This is a genomic window from Serratia sp. BW106, from assembly GCF_002607755.1.
GTDB lineage: Bacteria > Pseudomonadota > Gammaproteobacteria > Enterobacterales > Enterobacteriaceae > Serratia > Serratia proteamaculans.
This window is the reverse complement of record NZ_MCGS01000033.1, coordinates 16,842-32,254: the sequence shown is the minus strand read 5'-3', so window position 1 is coordinate 32,254 and position 15,413 is coordinate 16,842. Positions and strand designations below refer to the sequence as shown.

General features: G+C 56.3%; 16 protein-coding genes. 8 read left to right on the top strand and 8 right to left on the bottom strand.

Features of this window, described 5'->3' with window-relative positions; all coding sequences use genetic code 11:
- Positions 1-151: 151 nt before the first annotated feature.
- Both BEI65_RS20390 and BEI65_RS20385 read right to left on the bottom strand, forming a co-directional pair.
- The gene (locus BEI65_RS20390) at positions 152-1,228 is read right to left on the bottom strand and encodes an SMP-30/gluconolactonase/LRE family protein (RefSeq protein WP_157765471.1); all 1,077 of its coding nucleotides are present in this window, start codon (positions 1,226-1,228) and stop codon (positions 152-154) included.
- 195 nt (positions 1,229-1,423) lie between these two features.
- Positions 1,424-1,633: a hypothetical protein gene (locus tag BEI65_RS20385; RefSeq protein WP_037422351.1), complete on the bottom strand. Its 210-nt coding sequence runs from the start codon at positions 1,631-1,633 to the stop codon at positions 1,424-1,426.
- A 174-nt stretch (positions 1,634-1,807) separates the two neighbouring features.
- Here BEI65_RS20385 and BEI65_RS20380 point away from each other — a divergent pair, with 174 nt between their 5' ends.
- Positions 1,808-2,158 carry a GFA family protein gene (locus tag BEI65_RS20380; protein WP_099064864.1) on the top strand — a complete coding sequence of 117 codons (351 nt, stop codon included), beginning with the start codon at positions 1,808-1,810 and terminating at the stop codon, positions 2,156-2,158.
- A 35-nt stretch (positions 2,159-2,193) separates the two neighbouring features.
- Here BEI65_RS20380 and rhaM read toward each other — a convergent pair whose 3' ends face one another.
- From rhaM to rhaB, 4 genes are read right to left on the bottom strand one after another with little or no spacing between them, the layout of a single operon-like run.
- Positions 2,194-2,508, bottom strand: coding sequence for an L-rhamnose mutarotase (rhaM, locus tag BEI65_RS20375; RefSeq protein ID WP_099064863.1), 315 nt, complete (start codon positions 2,506-2,508; stop codon positions 2,194-2,196).
- A complete protein-coding gene (rhaD, locus tag BEI65_RS20370; RefSeq protein ID WP_099064862.1) occupies positions 2,505-3,341 on the bottom strand; it encodes a rhamnulose-1-phosphate aldolase in 837 nt (278 codons plus the stop codon). The genes rhaM and rhaD overlap by 4 nt, the downstream gene beginning before the upstream one ends.
- Positions 3,342-3,350: 9 nt before the next feature.
- Positions 3,351-4,607 (bottom strand): L-rhamnose isomerase, encoded by a 1,257-nt coding sequence (locus BEI65_RS20365; protein ID WP_099064861.1) that lies wholly within the window; start codon positions 4,605-4,607, stop codon positions 3,351-3,353.
- Positions 4,604-6,076: a rhamnulokinase gene (gene rhaB, locus BEI65_RS20360; RefSeq protein ID WP_099064860.1), complete on the bottom strand. Its 1,473-nt coding sequence runs from the start codon at positions 6,074-6,076 to the stop codon at positions 4,604-4,606. Before rhaB ends, BEI65_RS20365 begins: the two co-directional genes overlap by 4 nt.
- Positions 6,077-6,364: 288 nt before the next feature.
- Between rhaB and rhaS the strand changes: the two genes are divergently transcribed.
- On the top strand, positions 6,365-7,189 hold the full coding sequence (gene rhaS / locus BEI65_RS20355; protein WP_099064859.1) for an HTH-type transcriptional activator RhaS: 825 nt from the start codon (positions 6,365-6,367) through the stop codon (positions 7,187-7,189).
- Between the two features lie 9 nt (positions 7,190-7,198).
- The gene (gene rhaR, locus BEI65_RS20350; protein ID WP_099064858.1) at positions 7,199-8,068 is read left to right on the top strand and encodes an HTH-type transcriptional activator RhaR; all 870 of its coding nucleotides are present in this window, start codon (positions 7,199-7,201) and stop codon (positions 8,066-8,068) included.
- Here rhaR and rhaT read toward each other — a convergent pair whose 3' ends face one another.
- The gene (rhaT, locus tag BEI65_RS20345) at positions 8,069-9,073 is read right to left on the bottom strand and encodes an L-rhamnose/proton symporter RhaT (RefSeq protein ID WP_232519132.1); all 1,005 of its coding nucleotides are present in this window, start codon (positions 9,071-9,073) and stop codon (positions 8,069-8,071) included.
- A gap of 332 nt (positions 9,074-9,405) precedes the next feature.
- Here rhaT and aldA point away from each other — a divergent pair, with 332 nt between their 5' ends.
- Entirely contained in the window at positions 9,406-10,845 is a 1,440-nt protein-coding gene (gene aldA / locus BEI65_RS20340; RefSeq protein ID WP_099064857.1) for an aldehyde dehydrogenase, read from the top strand.
- Positions 10,846-10,880: 35 nt separating this feature from the next.
- Here the strand turns inward: aldA and BEI65_RS20335 are convergent, their stop codons facing one another.
- Positions 10,881-11,297: a DUF2000 domain-containing protein gene (locus tag BEI65_RS20335; protein WP_099064856.1), complete on the bottom strand. Its 417-nt coding sequence runs from the start codon at positions 11,295-11,297 to the stop codon at positions 10,881-10,883.
- Positions 11,298-11,504: 207 nt separating this feature from the next.
- Here BEI65_RS20335 and BEI65_RS20330 point away from each other — a divergent pair, with 207 nt between their 5' ends.
- The 4 genes from BEI65_RS20330 (at position 11,505) to BEI65_RS20315 (ending at position 15,212) form a co-directional block, all read left to right on the top strand.
- The gene (locus BEI65_RS20330; RefSeq protein WP_099064855.1) at positions 11,505-12,728 is read left to right on the top strand and encodes a CynX/NimT family MFS transporter; all 1,224 of its coding nucleotides are present in this window, start codon (positions 11,505-11,507) and stop codon (positions 12,726-12,728) included.
- Positions 12,729-12,835: 107 nt separating this feature from the next.
- A complete protein-coding gene (locus tag BEI65_RS20325) occupies positions 12,836-13,582 on the top strand; it encodes an SDR family NAD(P)-dependent oxidoreductase (RefSeq protein ID WP_099064854.1) in 747 nt (248 codons plus the stop codon).
- A 16-nt stretch (positions 13,583-13,598) separates the two neighbouring features.
- Positions 13,599-13,817, top strand: a complete 219-nt coding sequence (locus BEI65_RS20320; protein ID WP_099064853.1) for a 4-oxalocrotonate tautomerase family protein — start codon at positions 13,599-13,601, stop codon at positions 13,815-13,817.
- Between the two features lie 273 nt (positions 13,818-14,090).
- Complete coding sequence (locus BEI65_RS20315; RefSeq protein WP_099064852.1) at positions 14,091-15,212, top strand: AI-2E family transporter; 1,122 nt, start codon at positions 14,091-14,093, stop codon at positions 15,210-15,212.
- Positions 15,213-15,413 lie beyond the last annotated feature (201 nt).

The window sequence follows — 15,413 nt, the reverse complement described above, 5'->3', positions numbered from 1 at the left end:
CAACTTTCGGGGTTCACTTCACTGGGGCGGTTGATTATCGGGAGCGGGATTTATTTCAACGCTTCCTGGATGGCATCAGCCATCGGGCCAATGTGTTTTTCAGCGGCTTTCAGCTGAAAATCCACGCCCCGTCGGTGGGCGCTACGGCCCTTCATGGCGACCCGGTGACGTTCTGGCCATCGCTAAACGCCACCTTGACGAGGCTAAACTCGCGCGTGCGATCGGCATTGGCCGTATCGGCAAAGAGACGGGGATAACGTGAATTGACGACCCAAACCTCGCCATCCTTGACGGCCGCCGCAGTGGGTCCATCCAATCCCGGCGGCGTGGCAACCGCGGTAATGCGGGCGCTAGCCCAGCCGTCGGATGAAGAAAGCAGCGTCACATCCCCCGACATGCCCCGCCCGGCGCCGGGGAAAGACTGTACCACCACCAGGGTGTCAGGGCTTTTGAGACGTAACCCGTCAGGCCCTTTCAGACGCTGTGGCAGCTTGATTTCGCTTAGCGCGTGCGTTCCATCCAGCGCCACCTTCCACAACAGACCACGGGAATAGTCCCCGGCGATCAGGTAGCCGTCCGGGTGGTAAACAATGCCGTTGAGATAGGGTTTTGCCCCCGACGCCGCAGTGGTCGTGACCGGCATCAGGCGTTCGGAACGCACCAATATCGAAACCGCCTTGGTTTTCTGGTCGATTTTATAAATCTGCGGTTGAAAACTATCGGTAACGTAAACATTGCCTTGCGCATCGATGGTCAGATCGTTGGCGAGCGTCGATCCTTTGCTCAACGGCGAGAAATCATATATATGCTGCAGTGCACCGGTGTCGAGATCAAACTCAAGCACCTGCGCGACGCGATTGCGCGTACCGGGTGAAGATTTGAGCGCAATGCCTACATCTTCGTTGCAGACCAGCACGCGGTTGCGCACGGCGTCAACGACAATACCGGAAGTCGTGATTTGTGAACGACCGACGGCGAAACGCCTGTAGCGCCCATCCTCATAAACCAGGCCAATCTGCCCGCCGCGCAGCGACGAAACCAGAAACGCCCCGGCGTGTTCATTCCAGGCAATGCTCTCGGGATATCCCCCAGCGACATCGGGGACAAAGGTGATAACCTGCGCGCCCTGGGTCGGCGCGGCAGCCGCAAAGAACAAGACGAAGCTGACCAGCAGCGTAATCCCACCAAAGCGCAGCGGTGAAGTTGATGATACGGTGTTCTGGAACATGACAGGAAACCTGGTAATTAACCGGATCTGCATAGTAGGTTGGGGCTGAAAACAGCACTAGTCGGAAAAAAGGCAATACGCTAATGAAAAAATCACAGCAATCATGCGGTGGGTTGCTCAACCTGGTTCGCCAGCGAAACGGCATAAAAAAACCGCCCGAGTGTGAAGTGGGCGGTTGATTATCAGGAGCGGGATTTATTTCAACGCTTCCTGGATGGCGTCGGCCATCGGGCCAATGTGCTTTTCAGCGGCTTTCAGCTGAAAATCCACGCCGTTACCGTCGTTGGTATCGGACAACGTGGCCTTGATCAGTTCCAGCGCCGCTTGCACCGCCACCAGTCTTTTATGCTGCTCATCCGTGATCGGTTTGGAGCTCATCGTGGCCGGGTAGTATTGCTCTAACATCGTTCTCTCCTTGTGATTACGCTAGTGACTAACTTAGCAGAATTTAAAGGTATTTCTAATGGGCCGAACCACAGAATCCACATTCTCCACGCTGATATATGCCCCAGCCAAATCAATCCGGTGAATAAGTGAACTATAATTGCTCAATCTGAGTTTTCCAGCAGGTGAACCATTATGTCCTTTAAAGGAAGCTGTCACTGCGGCGCCGTCACCTTTACGGTAAACGCCGATCTGCCCCATGAGGCCCTGAGTTGCAACTGTTCAATCTGCCGCCGTAAAGGCATGTTGCTGGCGTTCTTCCCGATCGACAGCTTTGTACTGAACAGCGGTGAAACCTTACTGCGCAGTTATACCTTTAACAAACACATCATTCAGCACCAGTTCTGCCAAACCTGCGGCACTGAGGCCTTCGCCTACGGTAAAGGCCCGGATGGCGCGGCAATGTGCGCCGTCAACCTGCGCTGCGTACCGGAGCTGGCACTGGATTCGTTGAAGATCCATCCGTTTGACGGTGCCAGTGCCTGAACGGAAATCAGGCGGGGTATCCCCTCGCCTGCCGACTATTCCAGATAAAACACCTCGGTTAACACCTCACTCACAGGGCTGTTATCGGCATGACTGGGCATCAATTCACGCATCGACAGCCACCAGCGTTGGCATACTTCGGTCGCCGCGACGGCCTGCCAGCGTGTTTCCGATTCAATCTCAACCACGGCAAACAGCAGGCTGCGGCCGCTATCAAGGAAGATACTGTAGTGATGCGCGCCGTGTTGCTTTAAGGTCTGCGCCAGCTCCGGCCAGATCGGCGCATGGCGACGCTGATACTCTTGATGCGCGTCGGGATTGACCTGCATCACAAAGGCCTTGCGGATCATAGCTCACGCACCACATTAAGCGCCGCCGCCCAGGGCTTCACCTCAAAGCGTTCACCGAGTGCGATCAACTGCGTTTTACTGATGGTTTGCTTCATCCCCTGCATCGACAACACCTTCACCAGTACCTGAGCCGATTTTTCAGCGGTGTCGATCAGGCCAAAAGCTTCGTCCAATGACGGGCCGCTGGCGAAAATACCGTGGAACGGCCACAGTACCAACGAGTGTGAACACATCTGCTGCGAGGTGTGCTCACCGATCCCGTCGGTGCCCGGAACCCTCCAGGGCACAATACCCACGCCGTCGGGGAACACCACCAGACACTCGGTGCTGCCTTCCCACAGCATACGGGTGAAGCTTGCCGAGTCCAGCTCCAGCACGTAACTCAGGGCAATCAGATTAGTGGCATGACAATGCATAATCACCCGGTCGCGCCCCTCGGTCAGGGTTTTACGCACGCAGTGTGACTGGAAATGTGATGCCAGCTCCGACGTTGGCACGCCACCGTTGGTCAGCCCCCAGTGAATGCTGTAAGCGTGGCCGTCCTCGCTAATCCGCAGCAATACCAGGCTGTCGGCCGGATCGAGCTGCACATTGCGGAAAAACTTGCCGGAACCGGTCACCAGGAACCAGCAGTTGGCCAGTTCCACCGCCGGTTGGCTCAGTTCGACGCGGCGCGGCTGCGGATAAAAATCCGCCGCGAACGGCTGCACCTCCTCGTCCAGCAACCGCAGGCTGACGTTGCCACCGTTACGTTCATCCCAGCCTTTCAGCCACATATCCGAGGTGGCTTTCACCATGCCCTGAACAAACCATGAAGAAAGAAGTTGTTGCATACGGCGCCCTTAACGTTGATTGAGAATTTGTTTTTCGTACTGGCGAACTTCGCCAAGCCAACCGGCATCGGCAGGCACCTCATGGCGCAGGCAATACATTTCCCAGACCGCCTGCCACGGCAGCGATTTCTGCTCTTCCAGCATTGCCAGCCGGGCGGTGTAATCGCCGGCGTTTTCCAGACGGCGCAGCAATTCCACCGGTTCCAGCAACGCGCGTAGCAATGCCTTGCGGGCATTGCGCGTACCGATCACCCAGGCAGCGATACGGTTAATGGATGCATCAAAGAAGTCGAGGCCGATATGCACCTTGTCGAACAGACCGTGGCGCACAATTTCATGGGCGATGGCCTGGGTTTCGTCATCCAGCAACACCACGTGGTCGCTGTCCCAGCGCACCGGGCGGCTGACGTGCAGCAACAGGCGCGGCACGAACAGCATGGCGGTGGAAATCTTGTCGGAAATCACTTCGGTTGGATGGAAATGCCCGGCATCCAGCGTCAGCGCCACCTGGCGGCTGGTGGCATAGCCCAGATAGAACTCGTTAGAGCCGACGGTGTAGCTTTCTGCGCCAATGCCAAACAGTTTGCTTTCCACCGCGTCGATATGGTGCCGGGGATCCAGCGGTTGGCTGATCACCTCATCCAGTGCGCTTAGCAGGCGTTGCCGTGGCGCCATCCGATCAACGGTGAGATCTTTCATGCCGTCCGGCACCCAGATATTCATCACCGACGGCGTGCCGAGCTGCTCGCCGAAATAGGCCGAAATGCGGCGGCTGGCCTGGCAGTGTTCGATCCAAAACCGCCGAATCGCCGGATCGGCGTGCGCCAGGGTGAAGCCGTCACTGCTCAAGGGATGTGAAAAACAGCTCGGGTTAAAATCCAGTCCCAGATGATGCTCCCTGGCCCATTCCACCCAGTGGCTAAAATGCGCCGGTTCAATAGCGTTACGCTCCACCGGCACCTCGCTTTCCAGATAGATCGCATGCAGATTCACCCGCTTTGGCCCCGGGATCAGCGACATGGCGCGTTCCAGATCGGCGCGGAGCTGGTTGGCGTTGGTTGCCCGGCCCGGGTAATTACCGGTGGCCTGAATGCCGCCGGTCAGGGCCGCCTGCGGATTTTCAAAGCCGCGCACGTCATCGCCCTGCCAGCAGTGCATCGAGATCGGAATGCTGTCCAACTGCGTCAGCGCCTGCTCGACGTCGATGCCGAGATCCTCAAAACGCTGTTTGGCGAGCGCAAACGCCTGTTCAATAGGTCGGGTCATAAGCAAAGCTCCTTGATCGCGGGATTAAGCGTCTGAAACCGCAGCCAGCCGGCCGTAAAGGCCCCGAACGGCTGCGGTGAAAAAATCTGTTGCGGGAAGTTGTTGGCCACCAACTGCCGGAAGGTAGCGACATCCTCCACCTCACCCAGCGCGATCAATTGGCTGCCGATGTTACCCAACGTCGAGGCTTCGACTGGCCCGATTGACAGCGGGATCCCGCAGGCATCGGCACAAAGCTGGTTGAGCAAAGGGTTCTGGCTACCGCCGCCGACGATATGCAAGTGGCTGAAGGGTTGTCCGCGCAGGGTCTGCAACTCGCCCAGTACCTGTCGGTAAAGCAGCGCCAGGCTGTCGAAAATACAACGCGCCAGCGCCGGCGGGCTATGCGGCATCGGCATGCCCTGCTCGATACAGGCCTGCTGGATCTCAGCCACCATCGCCGCCGGGTTGATAAAGCGCGGATGGTTGGGATTGATCAGCGATCGACAGCCCGGCGGCGCCGCGGCCTGCTCGACCAGTTGGCACAGATCCGTGATATTCAACTCCTCACACACCCGCTGCAGCAGCCACAGCCCCATAATGTTCTTCAGCACCCGGTAACGCCCTTCGACGCCGCCCTCGTTAGTGATATTGGCCGCCTGTGCTACCGCACCGGTGTAAGGGTGCCGACTCTCAAAGCCCATCAACGACCAGGTACCTGAACTCAGGTAGGCGGCGTGTTGATCCTGCAGCGGCGTCGCCAGCACTGCACTGGCGGTGTCATGAGTGGCTACCGCAATCACCGGTACCTGCGCCCCACTGGCCATCCGCCAATGCCCGACGGTATTCCCCGGCGCTGTCGGGTGACCGAACCAGGCGGCTTTGGCACCGGCCCAGGCCAGCAATTCAGGATCCCAGTCGCCGCTGTGAATATTCAGCAGTTGGCTGGTGGTCGCGTTGGTATATTCCCAGTTCAGTTGCCCGGTAAGCCGGTAATGCAGGTAATCCGGGATCAGCAAGGCATGAGCGACACGGTCCAATAATTCGGGGTGACGTTGACTGAATGCGCGCAACTGATAGAGGGTATTGAAAGGTAAAAACTGGATGCCGGTGCGTTGATACAGCCATTGGGTGCCCATCTCATGCTGTGCCTGTTGCATCAGCCCGTGGGTGCGGCCATCACGGTAGGCAACCGGCAGCCCAACCCGCCGCCCTTCGCTATCCAACAGCAGATAATCCACACCCCAGGTGTCGATCCCTATGCTGTCCGGCGTGACGCCTTGCTGATCCAACTGCTGCAGCCCCTGACGAATGGCGTGCTCCAGTCCATCGATATCCCAACAGTCGTGGCCGTCGATCGACACCAGGTGATTACGAAAGCGGGTGACTTCCTGCAGGCTGATGCTCCGGTCGTCGGACTGATAGCGGCCCAACATCACACGGCCACTGGAGGCACCAAGATCGATGGAGACAATATTGCGAGTGCTCATGGGGTGGCTTCCTGATGAATCGATGGCATCAGTCTAAAACCCCAGGCAAACGACACCTTATCACCACTGCCAGCCGGTCAGGCGGGTTGGCAATACGGCAAAGATTTACGCGATACAGCTCACGTTTTGTTTTTTTTACCGCCTGTGATGCCGCGCGCACTTTGGCATTTTTCCGCGCCATTCTTGATAAATGAACGCAGTGTGACGCCTTTTTGCGTTGCAAATTAAAGGCGACCGCCCGACGCCTCCTTTAGTATCTGTTACAAATTGGTTAACGGAGATCGAAAGATGGCGATGCTGTACGGCAGTGATTTTTTCGCTTCAAGCCCCTACCCGGTCGTGATCGAACCGCGGGAACCCCAGTCGAGCTTTCCTGAACATCATCATGATTTTCACGAAATTGTGATTGTGGAACAGGGCGCCGGAACCCACGTGCTGAACGGTCGGCCGCAAACGCTGTGCAGCGGCTGCGTGTGTTTTATCCGCGACTGCGATCGCCATCTCTACGAGCAAACCGATAATCTGCATCTGACTAACGTGTTGTACCGTGGCCCTAATGCCTTCCGCTTTCTCGCCGGGCTGGATCAACTGTTGCCGCTGGCACAGGATCAGCAACCGCACTGGCGTATCAACAATAAATTGCTGGCACAGGTGCAAATTATTATTCAGCGGCTGGAGCAGACCCCTGTGGCATTCAACCTGGAGCATTTGGCACAGCAGGAGCTGCTGTTTATGCAATTGCTGGTGCTGTTACGACAGGGCTGTATCGCCACTGCCGTTGACGATCAGGAAGGTCGTCTGCGGCGGCTATTGGACTGGCTGGCGGATCACTACAGTGATGAAATCAAATGGGATGAGTTGGCGGAGCGTTTTTGCCTGCCCTTGCGCACCCTGCACCGCCAGATGAAAAAGCAGACCGGCAATACTCCGCAGCGTTACCTCAACCGGCTGCGACTGCTGCAGGCGCGGCAAATGCTGCGTCAGGATGAAATCCGCATCACCGACATTGCCTACCAATGCGGATTTGGTGACAGCAATCACTTTTCCACGCTTTTCAAACGTGAGTTCGGCTATTCCCCCCGTACTCTACGGCAGAACGATTTCTTAACCTGAGGTGCCACGGTGAAAAGCCCACTTCTGTTGGCCAAAGAGGATTATCTGCCATCGGCACTGATGCCAGTGGCGGTTGCCGATCGTGCGCCCCAATCGTCATTTCCGCCGCACATGCATGAGTTCAGCGAAATCGTCATTGTCTGGCGCGGTAACGGCATGCACGTACTGAACGATCAGCCGTGGCGGGTGACCTGTGGCGATATGTTTTATATTCGCGACCGCGACTGCCACAGCTATGAATCGGTCAATGATCTGGTATTGGACAATATTCTCTACTGCCCGGAACGCTTCCAACTGGCGATTGGCTGGGCGGAACTGCTGCCACCGGACCGGGCTCAGCATCAATCTCACTGGCGGCTAACCACCCGGGGAATGGCACTGGCACGCACGGTGATCCAGCAGTTGGCACTGGAAAGTCGTAAAACCGACCTGTTGTCGATCCAGCTCACCGAGGCGCTGTTTCTGCAACTGGTGCTGATCCTGCGTCGTCATCGCTATGCCGTCGGGCAGGACGATCAGTTACCGGAAGGCGAACAACTGGATTTGCTGATGGCAGCCGTTCAGGGAGACAGCGGTACACATTTTGAGCTGGAGGCATTCTGCCGACATCATCAACTGGCAGAGCGCAGCCTTAAGCAACTTTTTCGACAGCAGACCGGCATGACCATCAGCCACTATCTGCGCCAGTTGCAACTCTGCCGGGCAAAATCCCTGCTGCGCGGCAGTGATGAACTGATCGGTGAAGTGGCCGCCCGCTGCGGCTTTGAGGACAGCAACTATTTCTCGGTGGTGTTTACCCGTGAAACCGGCGTCACCCCCAGCGCCTGGCGTCAGCGTTTTAAACGCGCCGAACGCCCTGCCGCCGGGGTAAAACGTTGATCACCCCGCCATGCCCAAGCCAACAACGTTGGCGGCCAGAATGATCGTCAGGCAACCGATGCACAATACGCTGACCGGACGACGGCCGGCGTTTTTCCACTCTCTTAGCAACAATCCCACCAGACCGCCACACAGCACATAGAAGCTCATGTGCAGCATCCAACTGATAAAGTCGTACTGCGCGGGAATGTTGGCATGACCCCAGGCATAGAAGAAGAATTGCAGATACCACATGGTACCGCCGAGCAATGAGAACAGTACGTTGGCCACCAGCAGCGATTTGGCCAGCGAGAAATCAGCCTTGACTGATAGATCCGCTTTGACCGCCAGGCGAATAAAACAGTAGGCCAGGTTAACCAGTGCCCCGCCCCCCATGATCACCACGTAGCTCGGCAACGCCACGTATAGTGGATCAATCCCCAGATCCGCGGCAGCCTGGTGCATGGGTTTGGCGGCATCCATCGCAAACGACATACCGGCGGAGAAAATGCCGCACATCACCGCCAACAGTAGCCCTTTGCGCAGATTAAACTCTTCGGCGCGAATGCCCATCGCTCGCTCTTTCAGCACCCCGGCCCACGAAACAATCACCACGCCAATCAGGGCAATGGCGACGCCCAGCAGCGTCAGCTTGCCACCGGCGGAGCTGAACAACGCCACAAAGCGCCCCTGCAACAGCGGGGTCATCAGCGTGCCCACCACCAGCGTGATGCCAATGGCGATGCCAATCCCCATCGACATGCCCAGATAGCGCATGGTCAGGCCGTAATTGACGTTACCAATGCCCCACATGGCGCCAAACAGGAACACCGGCAGCAGGGTCGACAGGCTGAAAGCACTGTAATAGCGCCAAAAGTCCGGCAGCAGCACATAGCTCACCGCCCAGGGCAGGATCAACCACGACATCAGGCCACCGATCGACCACATGGTTTCCCACGACCAGCGACGGACTTTTTTGAACGGGCATAAAAACAGGCGGCGCTGGCAGCGCCCACCAGATGCCACAGGATTCCCAACATGACAGCGTTATTCATTATTATTGATTCCTTCGTTGCTTGTGATGAGGACAAAAAACAGGCGTGAAGGAGTCTATGAATATTGCCCGACGCGCAACCTTAGCCTGACTGCCAGTTCTGACGGAAGCTGGCAAAATCCAAGGGGTAACGCTGACCGGGATCACAATTTCATCGCAAGGCTGCATGGGTTGAAGGCAACGACCTGAAGAGGATGGTCAGAATGCCATTCTGGCGGCGAAGCTGGCAGTGAGGCAAAGGTTTTTAACACAGAAAGGTCATTACCATAACAAGGCATTAATAATAATCCTGTGGAGCCCTGCCATGACCCAGAACCAAAAACGGATGTATATAAACGGTGAATTTGTTGCCCACCACACTGGGCGCTGGATTGATGTCATCAACCCGGCCACCGAACAAGTGATGATGCAAATCCCGCAAGGCGGTGCGGACGAAGCCAGACGGGCCATCGACGCCGCCGAGACCGCACAGCCAGGCTGGGAAGCGCTACCCGCAGTTGAGCGCGGCCAGTGGCTGCATCGGCTGGCCGCCGGCGTGCGAGGCAGAGAGCCGGAACTGACGAGGTTGATCGTCGCCGAAGGCGGGAAAACGCCCGAGTTGGCCAAGGTGGAAGTGCTGTTTACCGCCGACTACCTCGACTATATGGCCGAGTGGGCGCGCCGCTATGAGGGTGAGATCATCCAGAGCGACCGACCGAATGAAAACATCTTCCTGTTCAAAAAAGCCATCGGCGTGGTGGTCGGCATCCTGCCGTGGAACTTCCCGTTCTTCCTGATTGCGCGCAAGGCCGCACCGGCGCTGCTGACCGGCAATACCATAGTGATCAAACCCAGCGAACTGACGCCAGGCAATGCGTTGCTGTTTGCCGAGATCGCAGATGAGATCGGCCTGCCGCCCGGCGTGTTTAACCTGGTGACCGGCTACGGGCCGGAACTGGGCCAGGCGCTGACGGCCAATCCGAAAGTGGGCATGGTCAGCCTGACCGGCAGCGTCGGCGCCGGTGTCGCCACCCTGCGCGCTGCTGCGGACAACGTCACCAAGGTGTCGCTGGAACTGGGTGGCAAAGCCCCGGCGATTGTGATGGCCGACGCCGATCTCAGTCTGGCCGTCAAAGCCATCGTCAGCTCACGCGTCATCAACAGCGGCCAGGTATGCAACTGCACCGAACGCGTTTACGTACAGCGGGACATTTACCCGCAGTTTATGACCCTGTTGACCGAGGCTTTCCGTCAGGTGACCTTTGGCGATCCTAATCAACAAGCCGGGCTGGATATGGGGCCGTTGATCAGCGCCGAGGCGCTACAGCGAGTGGAAGATAAAGTGGCGCGAGCGGTCAGCCAGGGCGCGACGCTGGTGATGGGCGGCCAGCGCGAAGCCCGCAGCGGCTACTTTTTCCCGCCGACGATCCTGAGTGATGTGCAACAAGAGATGGAGATCATGCACCAGGAGATTTTCGGTCCGGTGCTGCCGGTCAGTTGCTTCGACAGCTTTGACCAGGCGATGGCTATGGCCAACGACAGCGAATACGGTCTCACCTCATCTATTTTCACCCGTGACCTCAACGTGGCGATGATGGCGATCAAGCAATTAAAGTTCGGCGAAACCTACGTCAACCGTGAAAGCTTTGAAGCAATGCAAGGCTTCCATGCCGGCTGGCGTAAATCCGGCATTGGCGGTGCCGATGGCCGCCACGGACTGGAGGAATACCTGCAAACCCAGGTGGCCTATCTGCAGTTTCAGTAATTAATGCGCCTATTGCGGGGCCCCATCACGGGGCCTCAGCGGTAAACGGAGAACTTTTTGGTTAGTGGTTTGAGCTGTTCGGTATCCCCGTACAGTGCTACCGCCACGAACTCCAACTTTTCATATTCGGTGTTGGCGGTATCGGCGATTTGTTGCTCTGCCGAATGTGACAGCATGGTGGTGGTAAAGAAGTTGGCCAGGACGCCCTCTTCCTTGCATTTCAGGACCAGATTACTGAGCTGGCTGCTGTTTTTTGCCTGCAGGATCACGATTGGATAATGGCTCATATTGGCGCTTACACCTTCGATAGCGCTGGGATAATGATGAAATTCGCGCTGTTCGATCAGATCGGTAATCCCCGCCGTCAAATGGCAGGACGCATTGAACAGGGTTGCCGGTTCATGGTTGCGGTTCAGGATGATATAAAACTTCTTCTCGTTGTCGCTGTACATACACATCTCCTTGGTGAAGCAAGTGTTTTACCCGTCCCTTAAATAAGTTTCAATGATGTAGATCAGCCAAGCACAGCTACAGGGTAATAGCGCGGCTCGGCAATAAAGCTCAAAATGTGCGGTTCTGACAGCCAATAGAGCCACAATTGAACTGTCGATAATTTCGGCATAACGCATAGTCTGATTTTTATCTCCCAGGAGAAAATCATGACTGCGACCAGGCTCGACGCCGTGGGCTCAGCGCCAGCCCCCGCCACGCAGTGGCCGGCAATCGTCAATGTGCTGTTCGCCGGTATTGCCGTGGCGCTGCACGTGGGCAAAGCGACTATTGCCCTGCCGGAACTGCAGCACCAATTCGGACGGTCGCTGGAGTCGCTGAGCTGGATTATTTCGGCCTTTCCATTTATCGGCGTGTTCGGGGGCATCGCCGCCGGGCAACTGGTGCGCCGCTGGGGCGATCGTCGCTTGTTGGGCCTGGGCTTGGTGATCGTCAGCATTGCCAGCTTCGCCGGAGCGACTCAGCACGACTTCACCGGCTTGATCGTCACCCGGGTTATCGAAGGGATCGGCTTTGTCATTGTGGTGGTGGCTGCACCGACCGTGCTCACTCGGGTGGTGGCGCCGCAACAACGTAATCTGGTGTTCAGCATCTGGAGCACCTTTATGCCGGCGGGCATGGCGATCTCCCTGTTCTTCGGCCCGCACTTCGCCGACTGGCAACAGAGCTGGGTCGCCGGTGGCATTCTGACCCTGCTGGCGGCGCTGTTGTTACCGTTCACCACGCCGCGCATCGTGACAACCGCCGCTGCTGCCACGACGGTGAATTTGCGTCAGGCGCTGGCCAGCATCCTGCGTGCCCGGCAACCGCTGCTGCTGGCCCTGATCTTCACCACCTATAACCTGCAGTTTTTCGCCGTGATGGCCTTTCTGCCGATATTCCTGATGCAGCGCATCGGACTGACACTGGCCGCGGCCGGCGGTGTCAGCGCAGCGGTGATTGCGGTCAATATTCTCGGCAATCTCTTCGCCGGTGTATTGCTGTCGCGTGGCCTGCAAGCCCGTACCCTGCTCGCCATTGCCAGCATGCTGATGGGGCTTGCCGGAGCCAGCGTCTTCCTTTCGGCCACACCGAATGCCATGCTGGTTCCACTGTGTTTAATGTTTAGCGGTATCGGCGGCATGCTGCCCGCCACCATTCTGGCTGCCACACCGGCGGCTGCACCCCAGCCCACGTTGATTCCCCTGAGTCTGGGGTTAGTGATGCAGGGCATTTATCTCGGTCAGGTGATCGGCCCGATTGTCTTGAGCACTCTGGTGGCCTATGCCGGGTGGACAGCGCCCTCCTTTATGGTGTTGGCCGCTGCGGTTCTGGGAAGCCTGTTGGCGTTAACGCTGACATCCAGGGTCAAAAATCCACCAGACGGCGCATGACTCATTACACCATGTATAAAATCAAATGACTCTGAGCCCATTTTTCTCTTCGCACATAAGCATTATCGTTTCAGCCACACCAATAATGACTTTATAGAGAACAGATAATGGACAGAGTAAAAACGGTTATTGTTACTGGCGCATCCAGCGGGTTGGGGTTCGCTATTGCACAGGCATACCTGGCACGCGGTTACAATGTGGTGGGGAATGCACGCTCGCTGGACCGTTTGCAGGCGGCAGCAAACCAGCTCGGTAATCCTAAAAACCTGCTGCTGGTTCCCGGTGATATTGCCCAGCCGGAAACCGCAACTCGTCTGTTCGAACAAGCGGAAGAAAACTTTGGCCAGGTCGATATTCTGATCAACAACGCGGGGATTTTCCTGTCCAAACCGGTGACAGACTATACGGAGGAAGATGTCGACGCGATGTTGGCCACTAACCTGAAAGGATTCTTTTATCCCTCACAGGCCGCCGCCCGTCACATGATGCCGCATGGCTCCGGGCATATTGTCACCATTACTGCCGCCATCGCCATGCAGCCCATCAGCAAGGTCCCTGCACTGCTGCCGGTTATGGTCAAGGGCGGGCTAAATCAAGCCACCCGTGGGCTGGCATTGGAAATGGCACCGCATAATGTGATGGTTAACGCCGTCGCCCCCGGCATTATCGCCACCCCACTGACCATGAGTCATCAGGATGAAGAAAGCCTGACGTTTATGAAACAAATGGCACCGACCCACCGCATTGGCCAGCCACAGGATATTGTCGATGCGGTGCTGTACCTGACCGATTCCAACTTTGTCACCGGCACTATCGTCACCGTTGACGGCGGCACTACTGCCGGCGTCTGGTAATCAAGGAGAACCTGCAATGCCCTATGTAAATATTAAAGTCACCGACGAAGGGGTCACGGCGGAACACAAGCGCCAATTGATCGAAGGGGTCACCGAGTTGCTGGAACGCGTGCTGAATAAGCCTCGCCACGCCACCTTCGTGGTGATTGACGAAGTTGCTACCGACAACTGGGGCATCGGCGGCGAAACCGTCACCGCCCTGCGAACCAGGGAGAGAAGTGAGGTTAAGCGATAACCCTCCTGTTTTTACCCCTCAATCCCCCCACCTTGACCGTCCAACCCGAACCTGAGAATGAGGTTGGATTCGTCAGGCTCGGGGGATTTTGTACGACTTCCCGGCTTAAATATCCTTACAAAATACAATATTATTAATAAGTTTTATTAATTGTTCGCGCATAAAATCCGCTACCTGTTACGCGTTTGTAATGATAGGGTTTGTTCTTCAAGAAGTGTCAATGTCAGTGAATACCGGCATTGGCAGGCAAAATCTATCATCAGAGGGACGGGTATGATGTCTAAGGGTATTTCAAAGGGATTCTTTATTCTGATCCTTTTTATAGTGACCGCGGCTTTTCTGGACGTATTGGGTCCCTATTACTCGTCAGTGCTGTGGGCCATCATCCTGGCGGTGATTTTCCACCCGGTGAAACAAAAACTTAAGCAGTATCTGGGCGACCGCAATGGCCTGGTGTCGTTTTTGACGCTGGTAGTGATCTGTCTGATCGTATTTACCCCCTTGGCTATTATCGCTTCTTCACTGGCGATTGAGCTTAACGTCGTCTACACCAAGTTACAGGGTAATAACACCCAATTCCCGGTCATTGTGGCCGATACCCTACAGTTACTCCCCAACTGGGCGCGTCATTTCCTGACAGAGCACAACCTCGACAACGCGGCTGAAATACAAAAGAAACTTTCGGAAGTGGCGCTGCAGGGTGGGCAATACCTGGCCGGTAGCGTGTTCCTGATCGGCAAAGGCACGTTCAACTTCGCCGTTGGCTTTGGCGTGATGCTTTATCTACTGTTCTTCCTGCTGAAAGATGGCGCTTATCTGGTTAATCTGACGCTCCAGGCGCTGCCATTATCCGAACACGTTAAACATCATCTGTTTGTGAAGTTCGCGGCCGTTTCCCGCGCGACGGTAAAAGGCACGGTCGTGGTGGCGGTAGTGCAAGGCGCGCTCGGCGGCCTGGCGTTTTACTTCACCGGCATCGAAGGCAGTCTGCTGTGGGCCGCGTTGATGGCCTTCCTGTCAATCATCCCTGCCGTCGGCTCCGCCATTATCTGGGTACCTGCCGCCATCTATTTCTTCGCTACGGGTATGCTGTGGAAAGGCCTGTTCCTGGTGGGCTTCTTCGTGGTGATCATCGGTTTGGTCGACAACATTCTTCGTCCACTGCTGGTGGGTAAAGACACCAAGATGCCGGATTATCTGATCCTGATTTCAACCCTGGGCGGCATGGAGATTTACGGCATTAATGGCTTCGTCATCGGCCCGCTAATCGCCGCCCTGTTCATCGCCTGCTGGAATATTCTTTCCGGCCGCGACAGCGCAGCAACCACCGATGAGATTGATGAAGATTTTATCGAGGAAGGCAAGAACCACCCTGATGCCACCAAGGCGGATTGAAGAATTTCCCTATTCTATCTAGAAGAATATTAAAACGAATATTAACTAACCCCCCGCGCAACACAGCGGGGTTTTCTATGCCCGTGCAAAAGTGGCTAAATTTCTTTGAAACGGAGAGAGTTGAGAGCTAAAAGGTGGGTATGGCTGCAATATCGACTAACTTAATGATAAGATAAAAGAACAATGTGGCCAATGATTACG

Coding starts and splice junctions, on each gene's coding strand:
- BEI65_RS20390 (WP_157765471.1), bottom strand. CDS start 1,228: ATGTTCCAGAACACCGTATCATCAACTTCACCGCTGCGCTTTGGTGGG.
- BEI65_RS20385 (WP_037422351.1), bottom strand. CDS start 1,633: ATGTTAGAGCAATACTACCCGGCCACGATGAGCTCCAAACCGATCACG.
- BEI65_RS20380 (WP_099064864.1), top strand. CDS start 1,808: ATGTCCTTTAAAGGAAGCTGTCACTGCGGCGCCGTCACCTTTACGGTA.
- rhaM (WP_099064863.1), bottom strand. CDS start 2,508: ATGATCCGCAAGGCCTTTGTGATGCAGGTCAATCCCGACGCGCATCAA.
- rhaD (WP_099064862.1), bottom strand. CDS start 3,341: ATGCAACAACTTCTTTCTTCATGGTTTGTTCAGGGCATGGTGAAAGCC.
- BEI65_RS20365 (WP_099064861.1), bottom strand. CDS start 4,607: ATGACCCGACCTATTGAACAGGCGTTTGCGCTCGCCAAACAGCGTTTT.
- rhaB (WP_099064860.1), bottom strand. CDS start 6,076: ATGAGCACTCGCAATATTGTCTCCATCGATCTTGGTGCCTCCAGTGGC.
- rhaS (WP_099064859.1), top strand. CDS start 6,365: ATGGCGATGCTGTACGGCAGTGATTTTTTCGCTTCAAGCCCCTACCCG.
- aldA (WP_099064857.1), top strand. CDS start 9,406: ATGACCCAGAACCAAAAACGGATGTATATAAACGGTGAATTTGTTGCC.
- BEI65_RS20335 (WP_099064856.1), bottom strand. CDS start 11,297: ATGTACAGCGACAACGAGAAGAAGTTTTATATCATCCTGAACCGCAAC.
- BEI65_RS20330 (WP_099064855.1), top strand. CDS start 11,505: ATGACTGCGACCAGGCTCGACGCCGTGGGCTCAGCGCCAGCCCCCGCC.
- BEI65_RS20325 (WP_099064854.1), top strand. CDS start 12,836: ATGGACAGAGTAAAAACGGTTATTGTTACTGGCGCATCCAGCGGGTTG.
- BEI65_RS20320 (WP_099064853.1), top strand. CDS start 13,599: ATGCCCTATGTAAATATTAAAGTCACCGACGAAGGGGTCACGGCGGAA.
- BEI65_RS20315 (WP_099064852.1), top strand. CDS start 14,091: ATGATGTCTAAGGGTATTTCAAAGGGATTCTTTATTCTGATCCTTTTT.